At 72.0% G+C, this 17,241-nt stretch carries 13 protein-coding genes; 9 read left to right on the top strand and 4 right to left on the bottom strand.

Annotation, left to right across the window (positions count from 1 at the left end):
• Window positions 1–120: 120 nt before the first annotated feature.
• Window positions 121–891, top strand: coding sequence for a methyltransferase (locus ACZ4Z3_RS05830; RefSeq protein ID WP_468499840.1), 771 nt, complete (start codon window positions 121–123; stop codon window positions 889–891).
• A 277-nt stretch (window positions 892–1,168) separates the two neighbouring features.
• Window positions 1,169–1,570 carry a DUF3040 domain-containing protein gene (locus tag ACZ4Z3_RS05825; RefSeq protein WP_359697148.1) on the top strand — a complete coding sequence of 134 codons (402 nt, stop codon included), beginning with the start codon at window positions 1,169–1,171 and terminating at the stop codon, window positions 1,568–1,570.
• A 232-nt stretch (window positions 1,571–1,802) separates the two neighbouring features.
• On the opposite strand, the gene ACZ4Z3_RS05820 is transcribed toward ACZ4Z3_RS05825, so the two are convergent.
• The 4 genes from ACZ4Z3_RS05820 to ACZ4Z3_RS05805 form a co-directional block, all read right to left on the bottom strand.
• The gene (locus ACZ4Z3_RS05820; protein ID WP_468499839.1) at window positions 1,803–4,220 is read right to left on the bottom strand and encodes a transglutaminase TgpA family protein; all 2,418 of its coding nucleotides are present in this window, start codon (window positions 4,218–4,220) and stop codon (window positions 1,803–1,805) included.
• A complete protein-coding gene (locus ACZ4Z3_RS05815; protein WP_468499838.1) occupies window positions 4,217–5,581 on the bottom strand; it encodes a DUF58 domain-containing protein in 1,365 nt (454 codons plus the stop codon). Before ACZ4Z3_RS05815 ends, ACZ4Z3_RS05820 begins: the two co-directional genes overlap by 4 nt.
• On the bottom strand, window positions 5,578–6,618 hold the full coding sequence (locus tag ACZ4Z3_RS05810) for an AAA family ATPase (protein WP_468499837.1): 1,041 nt from the start codon (window positions 6,616–6,618) through the stop codon (window positions 5,578–5,580). Before ACZ4Z3_RS05810 ends, ACZ4Z3_RS05815 begins: the two co-directional genes overlap by 4 nt.
• Window positions 6,619–6,904: 286 nt before the next feature.
• Complete coding sequence (locus ACZ4Z3_RS05805) at window positions 6,905–7,513, bottom strand: beta-class carbonic anhydrase (RefSeq protein ID WP_468499836.1); 609 nt, start codon at window positions 7,511–7,513, stop codon at window positions 6,905–6,907.
• Window positions 7,514–7,868: 355 nt separating this feature from the next.
• Between ACZ4Z3_RS05805 and rsmH the strand changes: the two genes are divergently transcribed.
• From rsmH to murD, 7 genes are all read left to right on the top strand, one after another.
• A complete protein-coding gene (rsmH, locus tag ACZ4Z3_RS05800) occupies window positions 7,869–8,825 on the top strand; it encodes a 16S rRNA (cytosine(1402)-N(4))-methyltransferase RsmH (RefSeq protein WP_055539329.1) in 957 nt (318 codons plus the stop codon).
• A gap of 111 nt (window positions 8,826–8,936) precedes the next feature.
• Window positions 8,937–9,536, top strand: coding sequence for a cell division protein FtsL (gene ftsL, locus ACZ4Z3_RS05795; RefSeq protein ID WP_468499835.1), 600 nt, complete (start codon window positions 8,937–8,939; stop codon window positions 9,534–9,536).
• Window positions 9,533–11,506, top strand: coding sequence for a peptidoglycan D,D-transpeptidase FtsI family protein (locus tag ACZ4Z3_RS05790; RefSeq protein WP_468499834.1), 1,974 nt, complete (start codon window positions 9,533–9,535; stop codon window positions 11,504–11,506). The genes ftsL and ACZ4Z3_RS05790 overlap by 4 nt, the downstream gene beginning before the upstream one ends.
• 82 nt (window positions 11,507–11,588) lie before the next feature.
• On the top strand, window positions 11,589–13,265 hold the full coding sequence (locus ACZ4Z3_RS05785) for a UDP-N-acetylmuramoyl-L-alanyl-D-glutamate--2,6-diaminopimelate ligase (protein ID WP_468499833.1): 1,677 nt from the start codon (window positions 11,589–11,591) through the stop codon (window positions 13,263–13,265).
• Between the two features lie 4 nt (window positions 13,266–13,269).
• Window positions 13,270–14,685 carry a UDP-N-acetylmuramoyl-tripeptide--D-alanyl-D-alanine ligase gene (locus ACZ4Z3_RS05780; protein ID WP_468499832.1) on the top strand — a complete coding sequence of 472 codons (1,416 nt, stop codon included), beginning with the start codon at window positions 13,270–13,272 and terminating at the stop codon, window positions 14,683–14,685.
• The gene (gene mraY / locus ACZ4Z3_RS05775) at window positions 14,682–15,755 is read left to right on the top strand and encodes a phospho-N-acetylmuramoyl-pentapeptide-transferase (RefSeq protein ID WP_055542685.1); all 1,074 of its coding nucleotides are present in this window, start codon (window positions 14,682–14,684) and stop codon (window positions 15,753–15,755) included. The genes ACZ4Z3_RS05780 and mraY overlap by 4 nt, the downstream gene beginning before the upstream one ends.
• Window positions 15,737–17,164, top strand: a complete 1,428-nt coding sequence (murD, locus tag ACZ4Z3_RS05770; RefSeq protein ID WP_468499831.1) for a UDP-N-acetylmuramoyl-L-alanine--D-glutamate ligase — start codon at window positions 15,737–15,739, stop codon at window positions 17,162–17,164. The genes mraY and murD overlap by 19 nt, the downstream gene beginning before the upstream one ends.
• The last annotated feature ends 77 nt before the right edge of the window (window positions 17,165–17,241 follow it).

Below are 17,241 nucleotides of genomic sequence, written 5' to 3'. Positions count from 1 at the left end.
CGCCGCCCATTAGGGTTGGGGGCACCCGTAACCTCCGTCACGGCCCCGGCCGCCGACGGAACCAGCAAGCCCACCGCTCCGCCGCACACCAGGCGGTGCCGCGCCGAGGAGTCAACTGCCGTGTCGGACCCGTCGCGCCCCCGCGCCTCCCTCCGTACCGCCGTGGTCTGGGACGTCCTCCAGGACGCCCTCGAGCGCCGAGTGAAGGCCACCGGGCGGGAGTCGCTCGACGTGCTCGACACCGGGGGCGGCAGCGGCAGGTTCGCGGTGCCCGCGGCCCGCCTCGGCCACCGTGTCACCGTCGTCGACCCCAGCCCCAACGCGCTGTTCGCGTTGGAGCGCCGGGCCGCCGAGGCCGGTGTCGCCGACCGGGTGCAGGGAGTCCAGGGCGACGCCCACGGCCTCTTCGACGTCGTCGAGCGCGGCGGCTACGACGCCGTGCTGTGCCACGGCGTCCTGGAGTACGTCGACGACCCCGCCGAGGGCATCGGCAACGCGGTCGCCGCGCTGCGCCCCGACGGCGTCCTCAGCCTGCTCGCCGCCGGACTGGGCGGCGCGGTGCTCGCGCGGGCCCTCGCCGGCCACTTCAAGGAGGCCAGGCAGGCACTCGACGACCCGAACGGACGCTGGGGCGAGGGTGATCCCGTACCCCACCGTTTTACCGCCGAGCAGCTCACCGCGCTCGTCGAGAACGCCGGCCTCGCGGTGACCGCCGTCCACGGCGTCCGGGTCTTCGCCGACCTCGTCCCCGGTGTCCTCGTCGACACCGAACCGGGTGCCCTGGACGCTCTCCTCAAGCTGGAGGCCGCCGCCGCGGAACTGCCCGCGTTCCACTCCGTGGCCACGCAACTGCATGTGCTCGGAGAGACCCGGGGGGACGCCGAGGCCTGAGCGTCCGCTGTGCCGTGCCGCCTGATCAGGGGCGCGGCGGCGGATGGAGTACGCCACAGGCCACCCGATCGGGCGCTCGGAGCCGTATGATCGAGGGAGACCGTCCGGCATGACGGGCCGTTCGCTGGGGAATCCACACCTCAGCGAGTCGGGGTGCCATGGCGGGTTCCGGTTGGCGAATTGGCGTAGAGGGGCGGGTTTCAAGGGGGCGATTCCCTGCCTATCCTGAAGAGGACCCCCCGGGTCGCTCCGGCGACCGCACGATGAGGAGGACTCCGTGCCGCTCTCAGAGCACGAGCAGCGCATGCTCGAGCAGATGGAGCGAGCGCTGTACGCCGAAGATCCCAAGTTCGCGTCAGCGCTTGAGGGAAGCGGGCTGCGTACGTACACCCGGCGGCGGGTCTACCAGGCGGTCGCGGGCTTTCTGGTGGGTATCGCGCTCCTCATGGCCGGAATGGTCGCACAGCAGATCTGGGTCAGCGTGGTGGGATTCCTCGTCATGCTGGGCTGCGCCGTGCTCGCCGTGACCGGTTGGCGCAAGGCCCCCAAGCCGGGTGAGCAGCCCACCGTTCCCACAGGCTCCGCCGGTGCCCGTCGTCAGACACGGCAGCGCCGCTCCATGATGGATCGAATCGAACAGCGCTGGCAGCGCCGCCGCGACGAACAGGGCGGCCACTGAGCCCCCCGGGTTTCCGGACTCCACGCCAGACCTGAAGACAGATGAAGGGTGACCGCCCTCAGGGCAGTCACCCTTCACGCACGCCCACAATCGAACACCGGGCCGGGCGCCTCGCGCCGCGGTTCGCCGTTCCCCGCGCCCCGGCCCCGGCCCCGGCCCCGGCATGAGTCTGCCCCCACCCGGCGAACCCGGTGGGGACAGACCTATACGGACCTAGGGTCGGACCAGGCCCTCAGTTGTTCTGGCCGGTCGGGGCCGACGGCCGGCGCAGGGTCGGGCGATGGGCCGCCAGTTCGGTCGTGAGGGCCGACCAGCGGGCCGAAACCGCCCAGATCACGCGGACGGTGGAACGGGGCAGGAAGAGCGCCCGCAGGTGGGGCCAGCGGCCGACCTGGGCCCGCAGCCCGGCCGCCACCTCGTGCGCGTCCTGGGCGAGTCCCGCCGGCACCTGCGGTTGCGGAGCGTAGAGCACCTGCTCCACGGCCGCCGCCAGCCGGTGCACCGCCGCCTCGGCCTGCGGTTCGAGCCGCCCCAGCCGCACGATCCGCGCGGCGGCCTTGCGAGGCGTCTGCGACTCGTCCGGCGTGATCCCGTAGTCCCACGCCGTGTCCGTCACCTCCTGCCAGACCCCCAGCGCGTGAGCCGCCGCCTCGGCGGGCGTCCGCCCGTGCGCGCCCAGCCGCACGGACCGCATCCGCATCCGCCACAGCATCGGCAGCAGCGGAAGGGCGAGCAGCGCGAGCGCCCCGGGGACGATCAGCAGCGCCCAGGGGGAGAAGAACACCAGCCCCCAGAACCCGCGCTCCTCGTCGTCGGAACCCGGCAGGGCCGCCGCCGACTCGGACGAGCAGCCGCCCTCCAGACGCACCTGCTGCGCCGTGCAGCTCTCGCTCTCCGACGGCGCCGCGGACGGCTCCGAGGACGACGACTCCGAAGGCCGCGGCACATCGGGCAGGCCGTTGTCACCGGACGACTCGGGCTGCGTGTACTCGGGGGTCGTCCCCCGGTTCGGCGTCGGCTCGAAGCGGGTCCAGCCCACGCCCTCGAAGTACAGCTCCGGCCAGGCGTGCGCGTCACGCAGCCCCACCGACATCGAACCGTTCGCCTCCGGCGTGCCGGGTGTGAAGCCCACCGCGACCCGGGCCGGAATGCCCAGCGTGCGGGCCATGGAGGCCATCGCGAACGAGAAGTGGACGCAGAAGCCCTCCTTCTCCTGGAGGAACCGGGCGATCGCCCGCGAGCCGGTGCCGCTCTGCACCTCGGTGTCATAGGTGAACTCGCCGCTGAACGCGAACCAGTCCTGGAGCTTCACCGCCCGCTCGTAGTCGTTCGCCGAGCCCGCCGTGATCTCCCGGGCGGTCCGCGCCACCACCGGCGGCAGCGACGGAGGCACCTCGGTGTACTCCCGCTTCAGCGCCGGCGGCGGTTCCGGCGCCGCGGCCAGCTGCTTGGCGGTCGGCCGCACGATCAGGCTCTTGACCGTGTACTGCGCGCCCTTGGTGTCCTGACCGTGGTCGCCGACGAGGGTGCGGCCCACCGGCTCGTACCGCCAGTCGCCGTCGATGTCGACCGACGTCACCGGATACGGCATCGGCAGCCAGTTCTGCGCGTAGTCCTTCGCCGCCGCTATCCGTGTCTCGATCTCGTTCCGCTTGACGTCGGGACCCAGGCCGTTCGGCGTGCCGAAGTCGTCCGGGACACCGGTGATGGACCGCTCGGTGGGCTTCCAGGAGGTGCCGTCGAAGTCGTCCAGGGAGACGATCCGCAGATACATCTCCTGCATGTTGTCGGTGTTCGTGCGGTAGGACAGGACCTGGCGGTCCTGGTCGACGTTCAGGCTCTCGCTCAGCTGGACCAGGGGGTTCACCGCGGAGATCGTGCCGCCGCCCCCCGAGCCCGCGCCGATCCCGCCGCCCGCGCCGCCCAGCAGCCCGCCGTCGAGGGCGGGCAGCCCCAGCGGCACCACCAGGGCGATGCCCAGCGCGACCGCGCCGATCCGGCGCCCGGTGCGCACCGGGGCGACGGCGCCACCGGTCTCCATGCCGGGAGCCCGCGCGGCGCCACCGAAGACGCGGCCCCACTGGGACAGCCGGTCGCGGCTCTCGGCCAGCAGCAGCATCAGATAGCCCACGGAGGCGAGCAGGAAGAACAGCCACGCGGCGCCGTCCGACAGCCCCGCCGCCACCGAGTAGAGCGCGAGCAGCGGCAGACCGGCCGGGGCCGCGCTGCGGAACGTCACCGCCAGCGCGTCGACCATCAGGCCGATGATCAGGACACCGCCGATCACCATCAGCTGGATGCCGTCCGTCATCGGCGCCGGGATCGCGTACCGGCCGACGTCGTCGGCACCGCTCCGCAGCAGCGAACCGAAGTGCTGGAACGCCTCCGGGCCCGGGAACAGCCCGGCGACGGCCTGCTGCCGGGCGAAGACCAGCGTCAGCATCGCCAGCGTGACCAGGGCCTGCGCGGCCACCGTCAGCGCCCGGGCCAGCGGCACCCGCCGGGCGAGCGCTCCCACGCCGCTCTGCACGGCCAGCAGCACGGCCGCCTGGAAGATCCACGTCGCCGGGTCCACCAGCGGCAGCAGGGTGCACGCCGTCATGATCGTGGCGGCCCAGGCGCACAGCGCCAGCCTCGCCCGACCGCTCATGACCGTCCCTCCGTCCCGAGCCCGGACACCAGGCCGGCCCGCTGCCGGTCCGCCTGGCGCCACAGGTCCGTCAGCGAGGCGCCGCGCGGCACGCCCAGCGCCGTCCAGCCCGCCTCGTGCAGCAGACGCAGCGACTCCTCGCCCGCGCTCTCACCGCCCCCGGCGGGCACCTCGCCCGACTCACCGGTCCACGTCTCACTGTCCAGCAGGAACGCGATCGCCCCGCCGCTGCGCCGGCGCATCCTGCCGATCAGCCCCGCCTGCTCCTCGTCGAGGTCGCCGAGGAAGGCGACCAGCAGCCCCTCGTTGCCGCCGCGCAGCACGTCGTACGCGGAGGACAGGCTCGTGCCGTCGGAATGGTCGATCACCGCGAGGGTGTCCATCATCAGGCCGGCCGCGTCGGCGGACTCCTGGTTGGAGCCCGCGAACCCGTCGGCGCCCTCACCCGGCACCGAACTGCCGGTGTCCGTCAACAGTCGGACGGAGTAGCCCCGTTCGAGCATGTGCACCAGCATGGACGCGGCGCCCGAGACGGCCCACTCGAAGGCCGAGTCGGGGCCCGCGCCCAGATAGGCCACGGCCCGGGTGTCCAGCAGGACGGTGCAGCGGGCGCGCTGCGGCTGCTCCTCGCGGCGCACCATCAGCTCGCCGTAGCGGGCGGTGGAGCGCCAGTGCACCCGGCGCAGGTCGTCGCCGCGACGGTAGCCGCGCGGGATCACGTCGTCCTCGCCGGCCAGCGCCAGCGAGCGCTGCCGGCCGTCGCCGTACCCCTTCGCCTCACCGCTCAGCCGCACCGGCGGCAGCGCCTCCACGCGCGGGATCACCGTCAGGGTGTCGAACGTCGAGAAGGACCGGGTCAGCTCGCACATCCCGAAGGGATCGGTCAGCCGCAGCTGGAGCGGGCCCAGGGGGTAGCGGCCGCGCAGATCGGAGCGGACGCGGTACGACACCTCGCGCCGGCCGCCCGCCTCGACCCGGTCCAGGACGAACCGGGGACGCGGACCGAGCACGTACGGCACCCGGTCCTGCAGCATCAGCAGCCCGGTGGGCAGTCGCGAGACGTTGTCCATCCGCAGGTGGACGCGGGCCTCGCTGCCCGCGGGCACCCGCGCGGGGGAGAGGCGGCGGCTGCCCGCGACCCGGTAGCGGGTGCGGTACAGCACGGTCGCGCAGACCAGTGGCAGGACGGCGAGCAGCAGCCCGACCCGGAGCAGATCGCTCTGCCCGAGGACGTACGCGCATATCGCGGCCGCCACTCCGGCCGCGAGGAAGGAGCGCCCGCGTGTGGTGAGCCCGGCGAGAGCCGTGCGCAGCCCGCCCTTGTCCTGCTCCGGGGTGGGAGCGGGCCCCGCGGTGGTCATCCAAGCCTCCGCGGCGGCTGCTGCGGATACGCGGGCGCCGAGCGGACCGAGCCGAAGCCGGCCTGCGGCGGCGCGGCCTGCGGCACGGGCGTGCGCTGCAGGATCTCCTGGACGACCTGCTCGGGCGTCCGGCGGTTGAGCTGGGCCTGGGCGGTGGGCAGCAGCCGGTGGGCGAGGACCGCCACCGCCAGGGACTGGATGTCGTCCGGCAGCGCGTACTCCCGGCCGCTCAGGGCGGCGGTCGCCTTCGCCGCACGCAGCAGATGCAGCGTGGCGCGCGGCGAGGCGCCGAGTCTGAGGTCGGGATGGGTGCGGGTGGCGCCGACCAGGTCCACCGCGTAGCGCCGGACCGTTTCCGCGACGTGCACGCCGCGGACGGCCTCGATCAGCTTCACGATGTCATGGGCATGGGCCACCGGCTGCATGTCCTCCAGGGGCGAGACGCCGCCGTGGACGTCGAGCATCTGGAGCTCGGCCTCCGGGCTGGGGTAGCCGACGGAGACCCGGGCCATGAAGCGGTCCCGCTGGGCCTCGGGGAGCGGGTAGGTGCCCTCCATCTCGACGGGGTTCTGCGTGGCCACCACCATGAAGGGGTGGGGCAGCTCGTACGTATGTCCGTCGATCGTGACCTGGCGCTCCTCCAGGGACTCCAGCAGCGCGGACTGCGTCTTCGGCGACGCGCGGTTGATCTCGTCGCCGATCACGATCTGCGAGAAGATCGCGCCCGGCTTGAACTCGAACTCCTTGCGCTGCTGGTCCCAGATGGAGACACCCGTGATGTCCGACGGCAGCAGGTCCGGCGTGAACTGGATACGCCGTACCGAACAGTCGATGGACCGTGCCAGTGCCTTGGCCAGCATGGTCTTGCCGACGCCGGGGACATCCTCGATCAGAAGATGTCCCTCGGCGAGCAGCACTGTCAGCGAAAGCCGTACGACCTCAGGCTTGCCCTCGATCACCGCCTCGACCGAACTGCGGACTCGCTCCACAGTGCTGGTCAGATCAGTGAGGCTCGCTCGATCGTCATAGGTCGTCACCCGGCCCTCCTCGGCCCGTTCTTTCTCCGGGCCGACGCTCTGCGATGCGGACCGGCCCACCCCGAAACACGGGCACCACGCGCGCACAGTTCCGCGTGTTGCCACACGTGCATTCTTGCTGCCGTTACCGATTCGTGTCACTCGCCTGTGGATAACGGTCGGTGATTTGTCAGGTCTGTACCGTTTCGCCCGCCAAGATGCCAGGAGATTGACAGAAACCCACGACAGCGGAAGACCGTCCGGGGGTGGGGCAGGGGCCGGTGCGAGGGGCCGGTCTCGACGCCGCTCAGGCGGCGTCGACCTCCCGCAGCAGACCCGTCTTCACGTCGAAGACGAAACCGCGCACATCGTCGGTGTGCAGCAGGAACGGGTTGGTCCGCACCCGCTGCATGGACTGCCGTACGTCCTGGTCGACGTCCCGGAAGGACTCCACGGCCCAGGCCGGGCGCTGGCCGACCTCCGCCTCCAGCTCGCTGCGGAAGTCCTCGGTGAGGGCCTCCAGACCGCAGCCGGTGTGGTGGATCAGCACGATGCTGCGGGTGCCCAGCTTGCGCTGGCTGATGGTGAGGGAGCGGATCACGTCGTCGGTGACCACACCGCCCGCGTTGCGGATGGTGTGGCAGTCACCCAGTTCGAGGCCGAGCGCGGCGTGCAGGTCGAGGCGGGCGTCCATGCAGGCCACGACGGCGACGCGCAGGACGGGGCGGGCGTCCATGCCGGGGTCGGTGAACGCCGCGGCGTACCTCCCGTTGGCCTCGACCAGCCGGTCGGTGACGGTGTCGCCGTTTATGGCGCCTTCGGATTCGGTGGGAACTGATGCGGAGGTCGTCATAGGCATGACGGTACTGGTCACGGGTGCCGATGGCGCTCTGTGAGAGGGGACAAAGAACGTCATTGAGGGTTGTTGTGAGGTAACCCACAGGGGTGGCGGGATTGCACCACTCCGAGTGATTTCTCGGCTTTCCGGGCTTCGCTCCCAGGGCGGCGTCGCGACGCGCAGGCCGGTTGATTGACCGCGAGGGGCCGTGGACTAAAGTGACGCGGAGCGGGAGGCGAGGCCCCCTGCTCGACCGATGAACCCCAGAGATCCGGCCACTGCCCGGCATCTCCCCGCGTGCGCGGCGCGTACGTACGGCTCGGCCTCCTCCCGCTCCCGGTCGGCCGGCACTTCCGGCGCCGGCCGACCTCCCCTTCCTGAGCGGGCGGGGACCCGGCGGTGCGTACGGGCCCGCCGGACTTGAGAGGGCCCCTTGACCGAGAGCCGACACGTCCCCGTCATGCTCCAGCGGTGCCTGGACATGCTGGCCCCGGCCCTCACGGAGCCCGGCGCCGTCGTGGTCGACTGCACCCTCGGGCTCGGCGGCCACAGCGAGGCGCTCCTCACCCGGTTCCCCGAGGCCCGGCTCGTCGCCCTCGACCGGGACAAGGAGGCGCTGCGCCTCTCCGGGGAACGGCTCGCCCCCTTCGGCGACCGGGCCACACTGGTGCACGCCGTCTACGACGAACTCCCCGACGTGCTCGCCCGCCTGGGCGTCCCCCACGTCCAGGGCGTCCTCTTCGACCTCGGCGTCTCCTCCATGCAACTCGACGAGGCCGACCGGGGCTTCGCCTACGCCCAGGACGCCCCGCTCGACATGCGCATGGACCAGACGACCGGCATCAGCGCCGCAGAGGTCCTCAACACCTACCCGGCCGGCGAACTCGTCCGGATCCTCAGGGCGTACGGCGAGGAGAAGCAGGCCAAGCGGATCGTCTCCGCGATCGTGCGCGAGCGCGAGAAGGAGCCCTTCAGCAACAGCGCGCGCCTGGTCGAACTGATCCGCGACGCCCTGCCGCAGGCCGCCAAGCGCACCGGGGGCAACCCCGCCAAGCGCACCTTCCAGGCACTGCGCATCGAGGTCAACGGCGAACTCACCGTGCTGGAGCGGGCGATCCCCGCCGCCGTCAAGGCCCTCGCGGTCGGCGGCCGGGTCGCCGTGCTGTCGTACCACTCGCTCGAGGACCGCCTCGTCAAGCAGGTGTTCGCGGCGGGCGCCGCCACCACCGCGCCCCCCGGACTGCCCGTCGTCCCCGAGCGCTACCAGCCCCGGCTCAAGCTCCTGACCCGTGGTGCCGAACTTCCCACCGAGGAAGAGGTCGCCGAGAACCGGCGGGCCGCCCCCGCACGACTGCGCGGGGCGGAGCGCATCCGGGAGGACGTCGAGTGAGGCGGACGGGGCGGCCGGAACACGGTGCGTGAAGGGGGCGGTGGTGGGTCCGAGAACCGAACTCGCCGGCGCCAGGAGTGACTCCGAGAAGCCAACTGGCAGGGAGGGTGTGTGAGCAGGAAACCCGAACTGAGGGGCCGGGCCGCCCGGCTCGCGCGGCTCCTGCCCGCCGGCTCCGGCCGGGCCGCCCGCACCCCGTTCGTCCTCCTCGTCGTCGTGCTCCTGGGCGGGGGCCTCATCGGCCTCCTCGTCCTGAACTCCGCGCTGAGCGAGGGGTCGTTCCAGCTCGACGACCTTCAGGACGACGTGAAGAGCTACACCGACGAGGAGCAGGCGCTCCAGCGGGACGTGGACGCCTACTCCGCCCCGGAGGCCCTCCAGCGCCGCGCCCGCGAGCTGGGCATGGTGCCCGGCGGCGACCCCGCCTTCCTGGAGCCCGACGGCCGAGTCAAGGGCGTCCCGAGCCCCGCGGCCCCGCAGTCACCGGCGAGCCTGCCCCTGGTCCTCGCGCCCGAGGCACTCGCCCCCGCGTCCGCCGCCGGCCCGGCCCCCACGCCCACGCCGACCCCCACGTCGGCCCCCGCAGCGACCCCCTCACCGTCGGACTCGCCGGCGCTGCCGCCCGCGGCGGCGCCCGGAGCCGCACCCATCCCCACCGGCGCGTCCGCACGGTCCACGTCCACCCCGCTCTCGACGAACCCCGGCAGGTGACGGAAGTGGTCGATTCAGGCAGGCAGCCGCCCCGCCGCCGCGTACCCGGCCCCGCCCGGCCCGTGCGTCCGGGCGGCCAGCAGCGCCGCCCCGGCCCCGGCGCCCGGCCCGCGGGCCAGCGCCGGCCGGGCCCCCGGCAGCCGGCCCCGCGCACCATCCGCCTGGGCAGCCCCCGCCCCCGGCTGCGCATGGTGAGCCTCGCCCTGACCCTGGTGATGATCGCCTTCGTCGTCCGGCTGCTCCAGGTGCAGGCCGTCGACGCCGGCGAGTACGCGGCCAAGGCCGACCGCAACCGCTACGTCGGCCGGGTGCTCGCCGCCGAGCGGGGCGGGATCACCGACCGCAACGGCGTCGACCTCGCGATCAGCGCGGCCGCCAACGACATCACCGCCGACCCGACCATGTTCACGCGCGACCAGCTCAAGATCGGTGACGGCCCCGAGCAGGCGGCCGCGCTCCTCGCGCCGATCCTCGACGCCGACCAGGACACGATCGCCGGGAAGCTGCGCACCAAGAACACGCGGTACGTGCTCCTCGCCCGCCGCCAGACCCCCCAGGTCTGGAACCAGATCACCGACCTGAAGACCGCGCTCGTCAAGAAGGCCAAGGACGACCCGGGCACCGTCAACGTGCTGGCCGGCGTCTTCCAGGAGCCCAGCAGCAAACGCGTGTACCCCAACGGCGATCTCGCCGCCGGGATACTGGGCTGGGTCAACGCCGAGGGCAAGGGCGGAGGCGGTATCGAGCAGCAGCTGAACCGCGCTCTGTCCGGCAAGAACGGCAAGATCCGCTACGCCCAGTCCGGCGGACGCCTCGTGCCCACCGCGGGCTCCGCCGAGACCCCCGCCGTGGCCGGCTCCGACGTCGAGCTGACCATCGACCGCGACATCCAGTGGGCCGCGCAGAGCGCCATCACCGAGCAGGTGAAGAAGTCCAAGGCGGACCGCGGCTACGTGATAGTGCAGGACACCCGGACCGGCGAGATCCTCGCCATGGCCAACTCGCCCGGCTTCGACCCCAACGACCTCAGCAAGGCGAACCCGGACGCCCTGGGCAACGCGGCCCTCCAGGACGCCTACGAGCCCGGTTCCACCGCCAAGGTCATGTCGATGGCCGCCGTACTGGAGGAGAACGTCGCCACCCCCGAGACGCATGTCACCGTGCCCAACCGGCTGCACCGCGGCGACCGCCTCTTCAAGGACGACATCGACCACCCGACCTGGTACCTGACGCTCAACGGCGTGCTCGCCAAGTCCAGCAACATCGGCACGATCCTCGCCACCGGCGAACTCGGCAGGAACCAGCGCGAGTCCAACCGGATCCTCTACTCCTACCTGCGCAAGTTCGGCATCGGCAGCTACACCGGGCTCGGCTTCCCCGGCGAGACCAAGGGCATCCTCGCCGCGCCCGGCGACTGGTCGACCTCGCAGCAGTACACGATCCCCTTCGGTCAGGGCGTCTCGATAAACGCCATGCAGGCGACCTCCGTCTACTCGACGATCGCCAACGGCGGCGTCCGCGTCGCGCCCACCCTCGTCCGGGGCACCAAGGGGCCCGACGGCCGCTTCACCCCCGCCCCGAAGCCGAAGAAGAACCGGGTCGTGAGCGAGAGGACGGCGAAGACCCTGGCCAGGATGCTGGAGTCCGTCGTGGACGACGAGGAGGGCACCGGCACCAAGGCACGCATCCCCGGCTACCGGGTCGCGGGCAAGACGGGGACGGCGAACCGCGTGGATCCGGCCACCGGCAGATACCGCGGCTACACCTCCTCGTTCGCCGGCTTCGCACCCGCGGACAAGCCGCGGATCACCGTGTACTGCGCCATCCAGAACGCCACCCAGGGCAACTACTTCGGCGGTCAGATCTGCGGGCCCATCTACAAGGAGGTCATGGAGTTCGCCCTGAAGACCCTCCAGGTCCCGCCGACCGGCGCCGGGCCCGCGAACCTGCCCGTCAGCTTCAAGCCATGACCCGCCGACCGGGCGACCCCCGACCCTCCTGACCCCTCCCTGATCCACCCACTGATCAGCGCAACCAGCCAGGAACGCACTCGTGACCATGATCACTCCCGACCCCGGGAACCACGCCGCCCCACCGCCCTCGCACAAACCCTCGCTTCGCTCCGCCGGGGGTGGGCCCGGTACGCTCACCGCCGTGCCACACGCTGATCAGTCCCAAACCACCCAGAAGGGCGTTTCCGTGACATACCCCGGACCGCCCAGGCCGGCCCAGGTCTCCGCCACACCCCTCGCGGAACTCGCCGGACACCTGGGTGCCACACAGCCGGAGACCGAAGAGGCCACCATCGGGGTCACGGGCATCACCCATGACTCCCGCGCCGTCCGCCCCGGCGATCTGTACGCCGCCCTGCCCGGCGCCCGGCTGCACGGCGCCGACTTCGTGAACCAGGCGGCCGGCCTCGGCGCCGTCGCCGTCCTGACCGACCCGACCGGCGCCGAGCGCGCCGCCGCCACCGGGCTGCCGGTCCTCGTCGTCGACGACCCGCGCGGACGGATGGGCGAACTGGCGGCCACCATCTACGGCCGGCCCGGCCGCGACCTGCTCCAGATCGGCATCACCGGCACCTCCGGCAAGACCACCACCGCCTACCTCGTCGAGGGCGGCCTGCGCACGGTGCGTTCCACCGGGCTCATCGGCACCGTGGAGATGCGCATCGGCGACGAGCGCGTCAAGTCCGAGCGCACCACCCCCGAGGCCACCGACCTCCAGGCCCTCTTCGCCGTCATGCGCGAACGCGGCGCGGACGCGGTCGTCATGGAGGTGTCCAGCCACGCCCTGGTCCTCGGCCGGGTCGACGGCTGCGTCTTCGACGTGGCGGTGTTCAACAACCTCAGCCCGGAGCACATGGAGTTCCACTCCGACATGGAGGACTACTTCCAGGCCAAGGCGGGGCTGTTCACCCCCGAGCGCAGCAAACTCGGCGTCGTCAACCTCGACGACGAGTACGGCCGCCGGCTCACCAAGGAGGCCACGGTCCCGGTCGTCACGTTTTCCGCCGAGGGCCACCCCGACGCCGACTGGCGCGCCGTGGACGTCGAGGTCGGCCCGATGGACTCGACGTTCACCGTGATCGGACCGAAGGGCGAGCGGATCACCGCGAGGTCGCCGCTGCCGGGCCCGTTCAACGTCGCCAACACCCTCGCCGCGATCGCCGCCCTGGCCGTCGCCGGGATCGACCCGCAGACCGCCGCCGACGGCGTCGCCGCCGTGCCGGGAGTGCCGGGTCGCCTGGAGCGCGTGGACGCCGGGCAGCCCTACCTCGCGGTCGTCGACTACGCCCACAAGACGGACGCCGTCGAGTCGGTCCTCAAGGCGCTGCGCAAGGTCACCGAGGGCAGGCTGCACGTGGTGCTCGGCTGCGGCGGCGACCGGGACCGCACCAAGCGCGCGCCGATGGGCGCCGCCATCGCCCGGTTCGCCGACACCGCCGTACTGACCTCCGACAACCCCCGCTCCGAGGACCCCCTCGCGATCCTCGCCACCATGCTCGAGGGCGCGGCCTCCGTGCCGACCCACGAGCGCGGCGAGGTACTCCTCTTCGAGGACCGGGCCGCCGCGATCGCCGCGGCCGTGGCCCGCGCGGAGCCCGGCGACACCGTGCTGGTCGCGGGCAAGGGCCACGAGCAGGGCCAGGACATCGCCGGCGTGGTACGTCCCTTCGACGACCGCCAGGTGCTTCGCGAAGCTATCCAGCAGACCCAGGGATGAACTTGTGATCGCCCTCTCTCTCGCCGAGATCGCAGAAGTCGTCGGCGGGCAGACGCACGACATACCGGATCCGTCGGCGCTCGTCACCGGACCCGTCGTCCGGGACTCCCGTGAGGTGGAGCCCGGCAGCCTCTTCGTCGCCTTCGTCGGCGAGCGCGCGGACGGCCACGACTACGCGGCCGCGGTCGTCGAGGCGGGCGCGGCAGCGGTGCTGGCGTCCCGCCCCGTCGGCGTGCCCGCGATCGTCGTGGCCGACGTCCAGGCGGCCCTCGGTGCCCTCGCCCGCCATGTGGTGCGCGAGCTCGGCACCACCCTCGTCGCCCTCACCGGCTCCGCGGGCAAGACCAGCACCAAGGACCTGATCGCCCAGGTGCTCCGGCGCAAGGCGCCGACGGTGTTCACGCCCGGCTCCCTCAACAACGAGATCGGGCTGCCCCTCACCGCGCTCAGCGCCACCGAGGAAACCCGCTTCCTCGTCCTGGAGATGGGCGCCCGCGGCATCGGTCACATCCGCTACCTCACGGGCCTGACCCCGCCCAAGGTGGGCCTCGTGCTCAACGTCGGCACCGCCCACATCGGCGAGTTCGGCGGCCGTGAGCAGATCGCGCAGGCCAAGGGCGAATTGGTCGAGGCCCTGCCGCCGGCGAGCGAGGGCGGCGCCGCGATCCTCAACGCCGACGACCCCCTCGTCCGCGCCATGGCCTCCCGTACGAAGGCCAAGGTGGTCCTCTTCGGAGAGTCCGGCGAAGCGGACGTACGCGCAGAGAACGTACGGCTCACGGACGCGGGACAGCCCGCGTTCCGCCTTCACACACCCTCCGGTGCAAGTGATGTGACCATGCGCCTGTACGGTGAGCACCACGTGTCGAACGCGCTCGCCGCGGCCGCCGTCGCCCATGAGCTGGGCATGTCCGCGGAAGAGATCGCCACCGCGCTCTCCGAGGCGGGCTCCCTCTCCCGTTGGCGGATGGAGGTCACCGAGCGCCCGGACGGCGTGACGGTCGTCAACGACGCCTACAACGCGAACCCCGAGTCCATGCGGGCCGCTCTGCGCGCGCTCGCAGCCATGGGCAAGGGGCGGCGGACCTGGGCGGTGCTCGGCAAGATGGCCGAGCTCGGGGACGAATCGCTCGCCGAGCACGACGCGGTCGGACGGCTCGCCGTCCGGCTCAATGTCGGCAAGCTCGTCGCGGTCGGGGGCAGGGAGGCCTCCTGGCTGCAACTGGGCGCATACAACGAGGGTTCGTGGGGTGAGGAGTCGGTGCACGTGTCCGACGCACAGGCGGCGATCGACCTGTTGCGCAGTCAGCTGCGCCCGGGGGACGTCGTGCTCGTGAAGGCGTCCCGGTCGGTCGGGCTCGAGAGTGTGGCGCAGGCGCTGCTCGACGGCGGCAACGAGGGTGAGGTTGCCGCGCGATGATGAATCAGATCCTGTTCGCAGGAGTCATCGGTCTCTTCCTGACGCTGGTCGGCACCCCGCTGCTGATCAAGCTGCTGGCCCGCAAGGGCTACGGCCAGTACATCCGTGACGACGGCCCGCGCGAGCACGCCAGCAAGCGCGGTACGCCGACCATGGGTGGTATCGCCTTCATCCTGGCGACGATCGTCGCGTACTTCCTGGCCAAGGTGATCTCGGGCCAGCCGCCGACCTTCTCCGGTCTGCTGGTGCTCGGTCTGATGGGCGGCATGGGCCTGGTCGGCTTCCTCGACGACTACATCAAGATCGTCAAGCGCCGTTCGCTCGGTCTGCGCGCCAAGGCCAAGATGGCCGGCCAGCTGATCGTCGGTATCGGCTTCGCGGTCCTCGCGCTGCAGTTCCCGGACGCCCGCGACCAGACGCCGGCCTCCACCAAGCTCTCCTTCGTGCAGGACTTCGGCTGGTCCATCGGTCCGGTGCTGTTCGTGATCTGGGCGCTGTTCATGATTCTCGCGATGTCGAACGGCGTGAACCTGACCGACGGCCTCGACGGCCTCGCCACCGGTGCCTCCGTGCTCGTCTTCGGCGCGTACACCTTCATCGGCGTCTGGCAGTTCCAGGAGTCCTGCGCCAACACGCAGACCCTGACCAACCCGGAAGCCTGCTACGAGGTACGCGACCCCCTCGACCTCGCGATCGTCGCCTCCGCCCTGATGGGCGCCTGCCTCGGCTTCCTGTGGTGGAACACCTCGCCCGCGAAGATCTTCATGGGTGACACCGGTTCGCTGGCCCTCGGCGGCGCGCTCGCCGGTCTCGCGATCTGCTCCCGCACCGAGCTGCTCCTCGCGCTCCTCGGCGGCCTGTTCGTCCTCATCACCATGTCGGTCGTCATCCAGGTCGGCTCGTTCAAGCTGACCGGCAAGCGCGTCTTCCGCATGGCACCGCTCCAGCACCACTTCGAACTCAAGGGCTGGTCCGAGGTCCTCGTGGTGGTCCGCTTCTGGATCATCCAGGGCATCTGTGTGATCGTCGGACTGGGCCTCTTCTACGCGGGATGGGCGGCCGACAAGTGACCGACTGGCAGGGCAAGCACGTCACCGTCGCCGGGCTCGGCGTCTCCGGCATCCCCGCGGCCAAGGTCCTGCACGGCCTCGGCGCCGCCGTCACGGTCGTCAACGACGGCGACGACGAACGCGCCCGGGCCCAGGCCGCCGAGCTGGAGGCGCTCGGCATCACCGTGCGCCTCGGTGACGGCGCCACCCTGCCCGAGGGCACCGACCTCGTCGTCACCGCGCCCGGCTGGAAGCCCGACAAGCCGCTGTTCACCGCCGCCCGCGAGGCGGGCCTGGAGATCTGGGGCGACGTCGAGCTGGCCTGGCGCCTGCGCGGCCCCGACGCGGCGCCCTGGCTGGCCGTCACGGGCACCAACGGCAAGACCACGACCGTCCAGATGCTCGCCTCGATCCTGAAGGCGGCGGGGCTGCGCACGGCCGCCGTCGGCAACATCGGGGTCTCGCTCCTGGACGTCGTCCTCGGCGACGAGCAGTACGACGTCCTGGCCGTGGAGTTGTCCAGCTACCAGCTCCACTGGGCGCCCTCCCTGCGCGCCCACTCCGCCGCCGTCCTGAACCTCGCCCCCGACCACCTCGACTGGCACGGCTCCATGGAGGCGTACGCCAAGGACAAGGGCCGCGTCTACGAGGGCAATCGGATCGCCTGCGTCTACAACGTGGCCGACAAGGCCACCGAGGACCTGGTGCGCGAGGCGGACGTCGAAGAGGGCTGCCGGGCCGTCGGATTCACGCTCGGCACCCCGGGTCCGTCCCAACTCGGCGTCGTCGACGGCATCCTTGTCGACCGGGCCTTCGTCGAGAACCGGCAGAAGAACGCCCAGGAGCTCGCCGAGGTCTCCGACATCCACCCGCCGGCCCCGCACAACGTGGCCAACGCCCTCGCCGCGGCCGCCCTCGCCCGTGCCTTCGGCGTGCCCGCCAGGGCCGTACGGGACGGCCTGCGGGCCTTCACCCCGGACGCCCATCGCATCGCGCACGTGGCCGACGTGGACGGCGTCACGTACATCGACGACTCCAAGGCCACCAACACGCACGCCGCGCGGGCCTCGTTGGCGGCCTACGAGTCGATCGTGTGGATCGCGGGCGGACTCGCCAAGGGCGCCACCTTCGACGAGCTCGTCGCCGGGGCGGCGAAGCGGCTGAAGGGCGTCGTGCTGATCGGCGCGGACCGCGCGCTGATCCGCGAAGCGCTCGCGCGACACGCCCCCGAGGTGCCGGTCGTGGACCTCGACCGGACAGACACTGGGGCGATGCTCGCGGCGGTCCGCGAGGCACGGGCGCTCGCACAGGCGGGCGACACGGTGCTGCTGGCACCGGCCTGCGCGTCGATGGACATGTTCGTCAACTACAACAGGCGCGGGGACGCGTTCGCGGAGGCAGTGCGCGAACTCGCCTCCGCGGACGGCTGACCGGCCCGCCCGTGCCTGGCGGCGGAGCTGGGCGAACCTGGGAGGGAACGCGTGACACGGATGTCGTCGGTGCGCCG

Source organism: Streptomyces sp. NPDC030296 (assembly GCF_055572815.1).
Note: the sequence above shows the minus strand (reverse complement) of the source record. Positions and strands in the feature narration are given on the sequence as shown.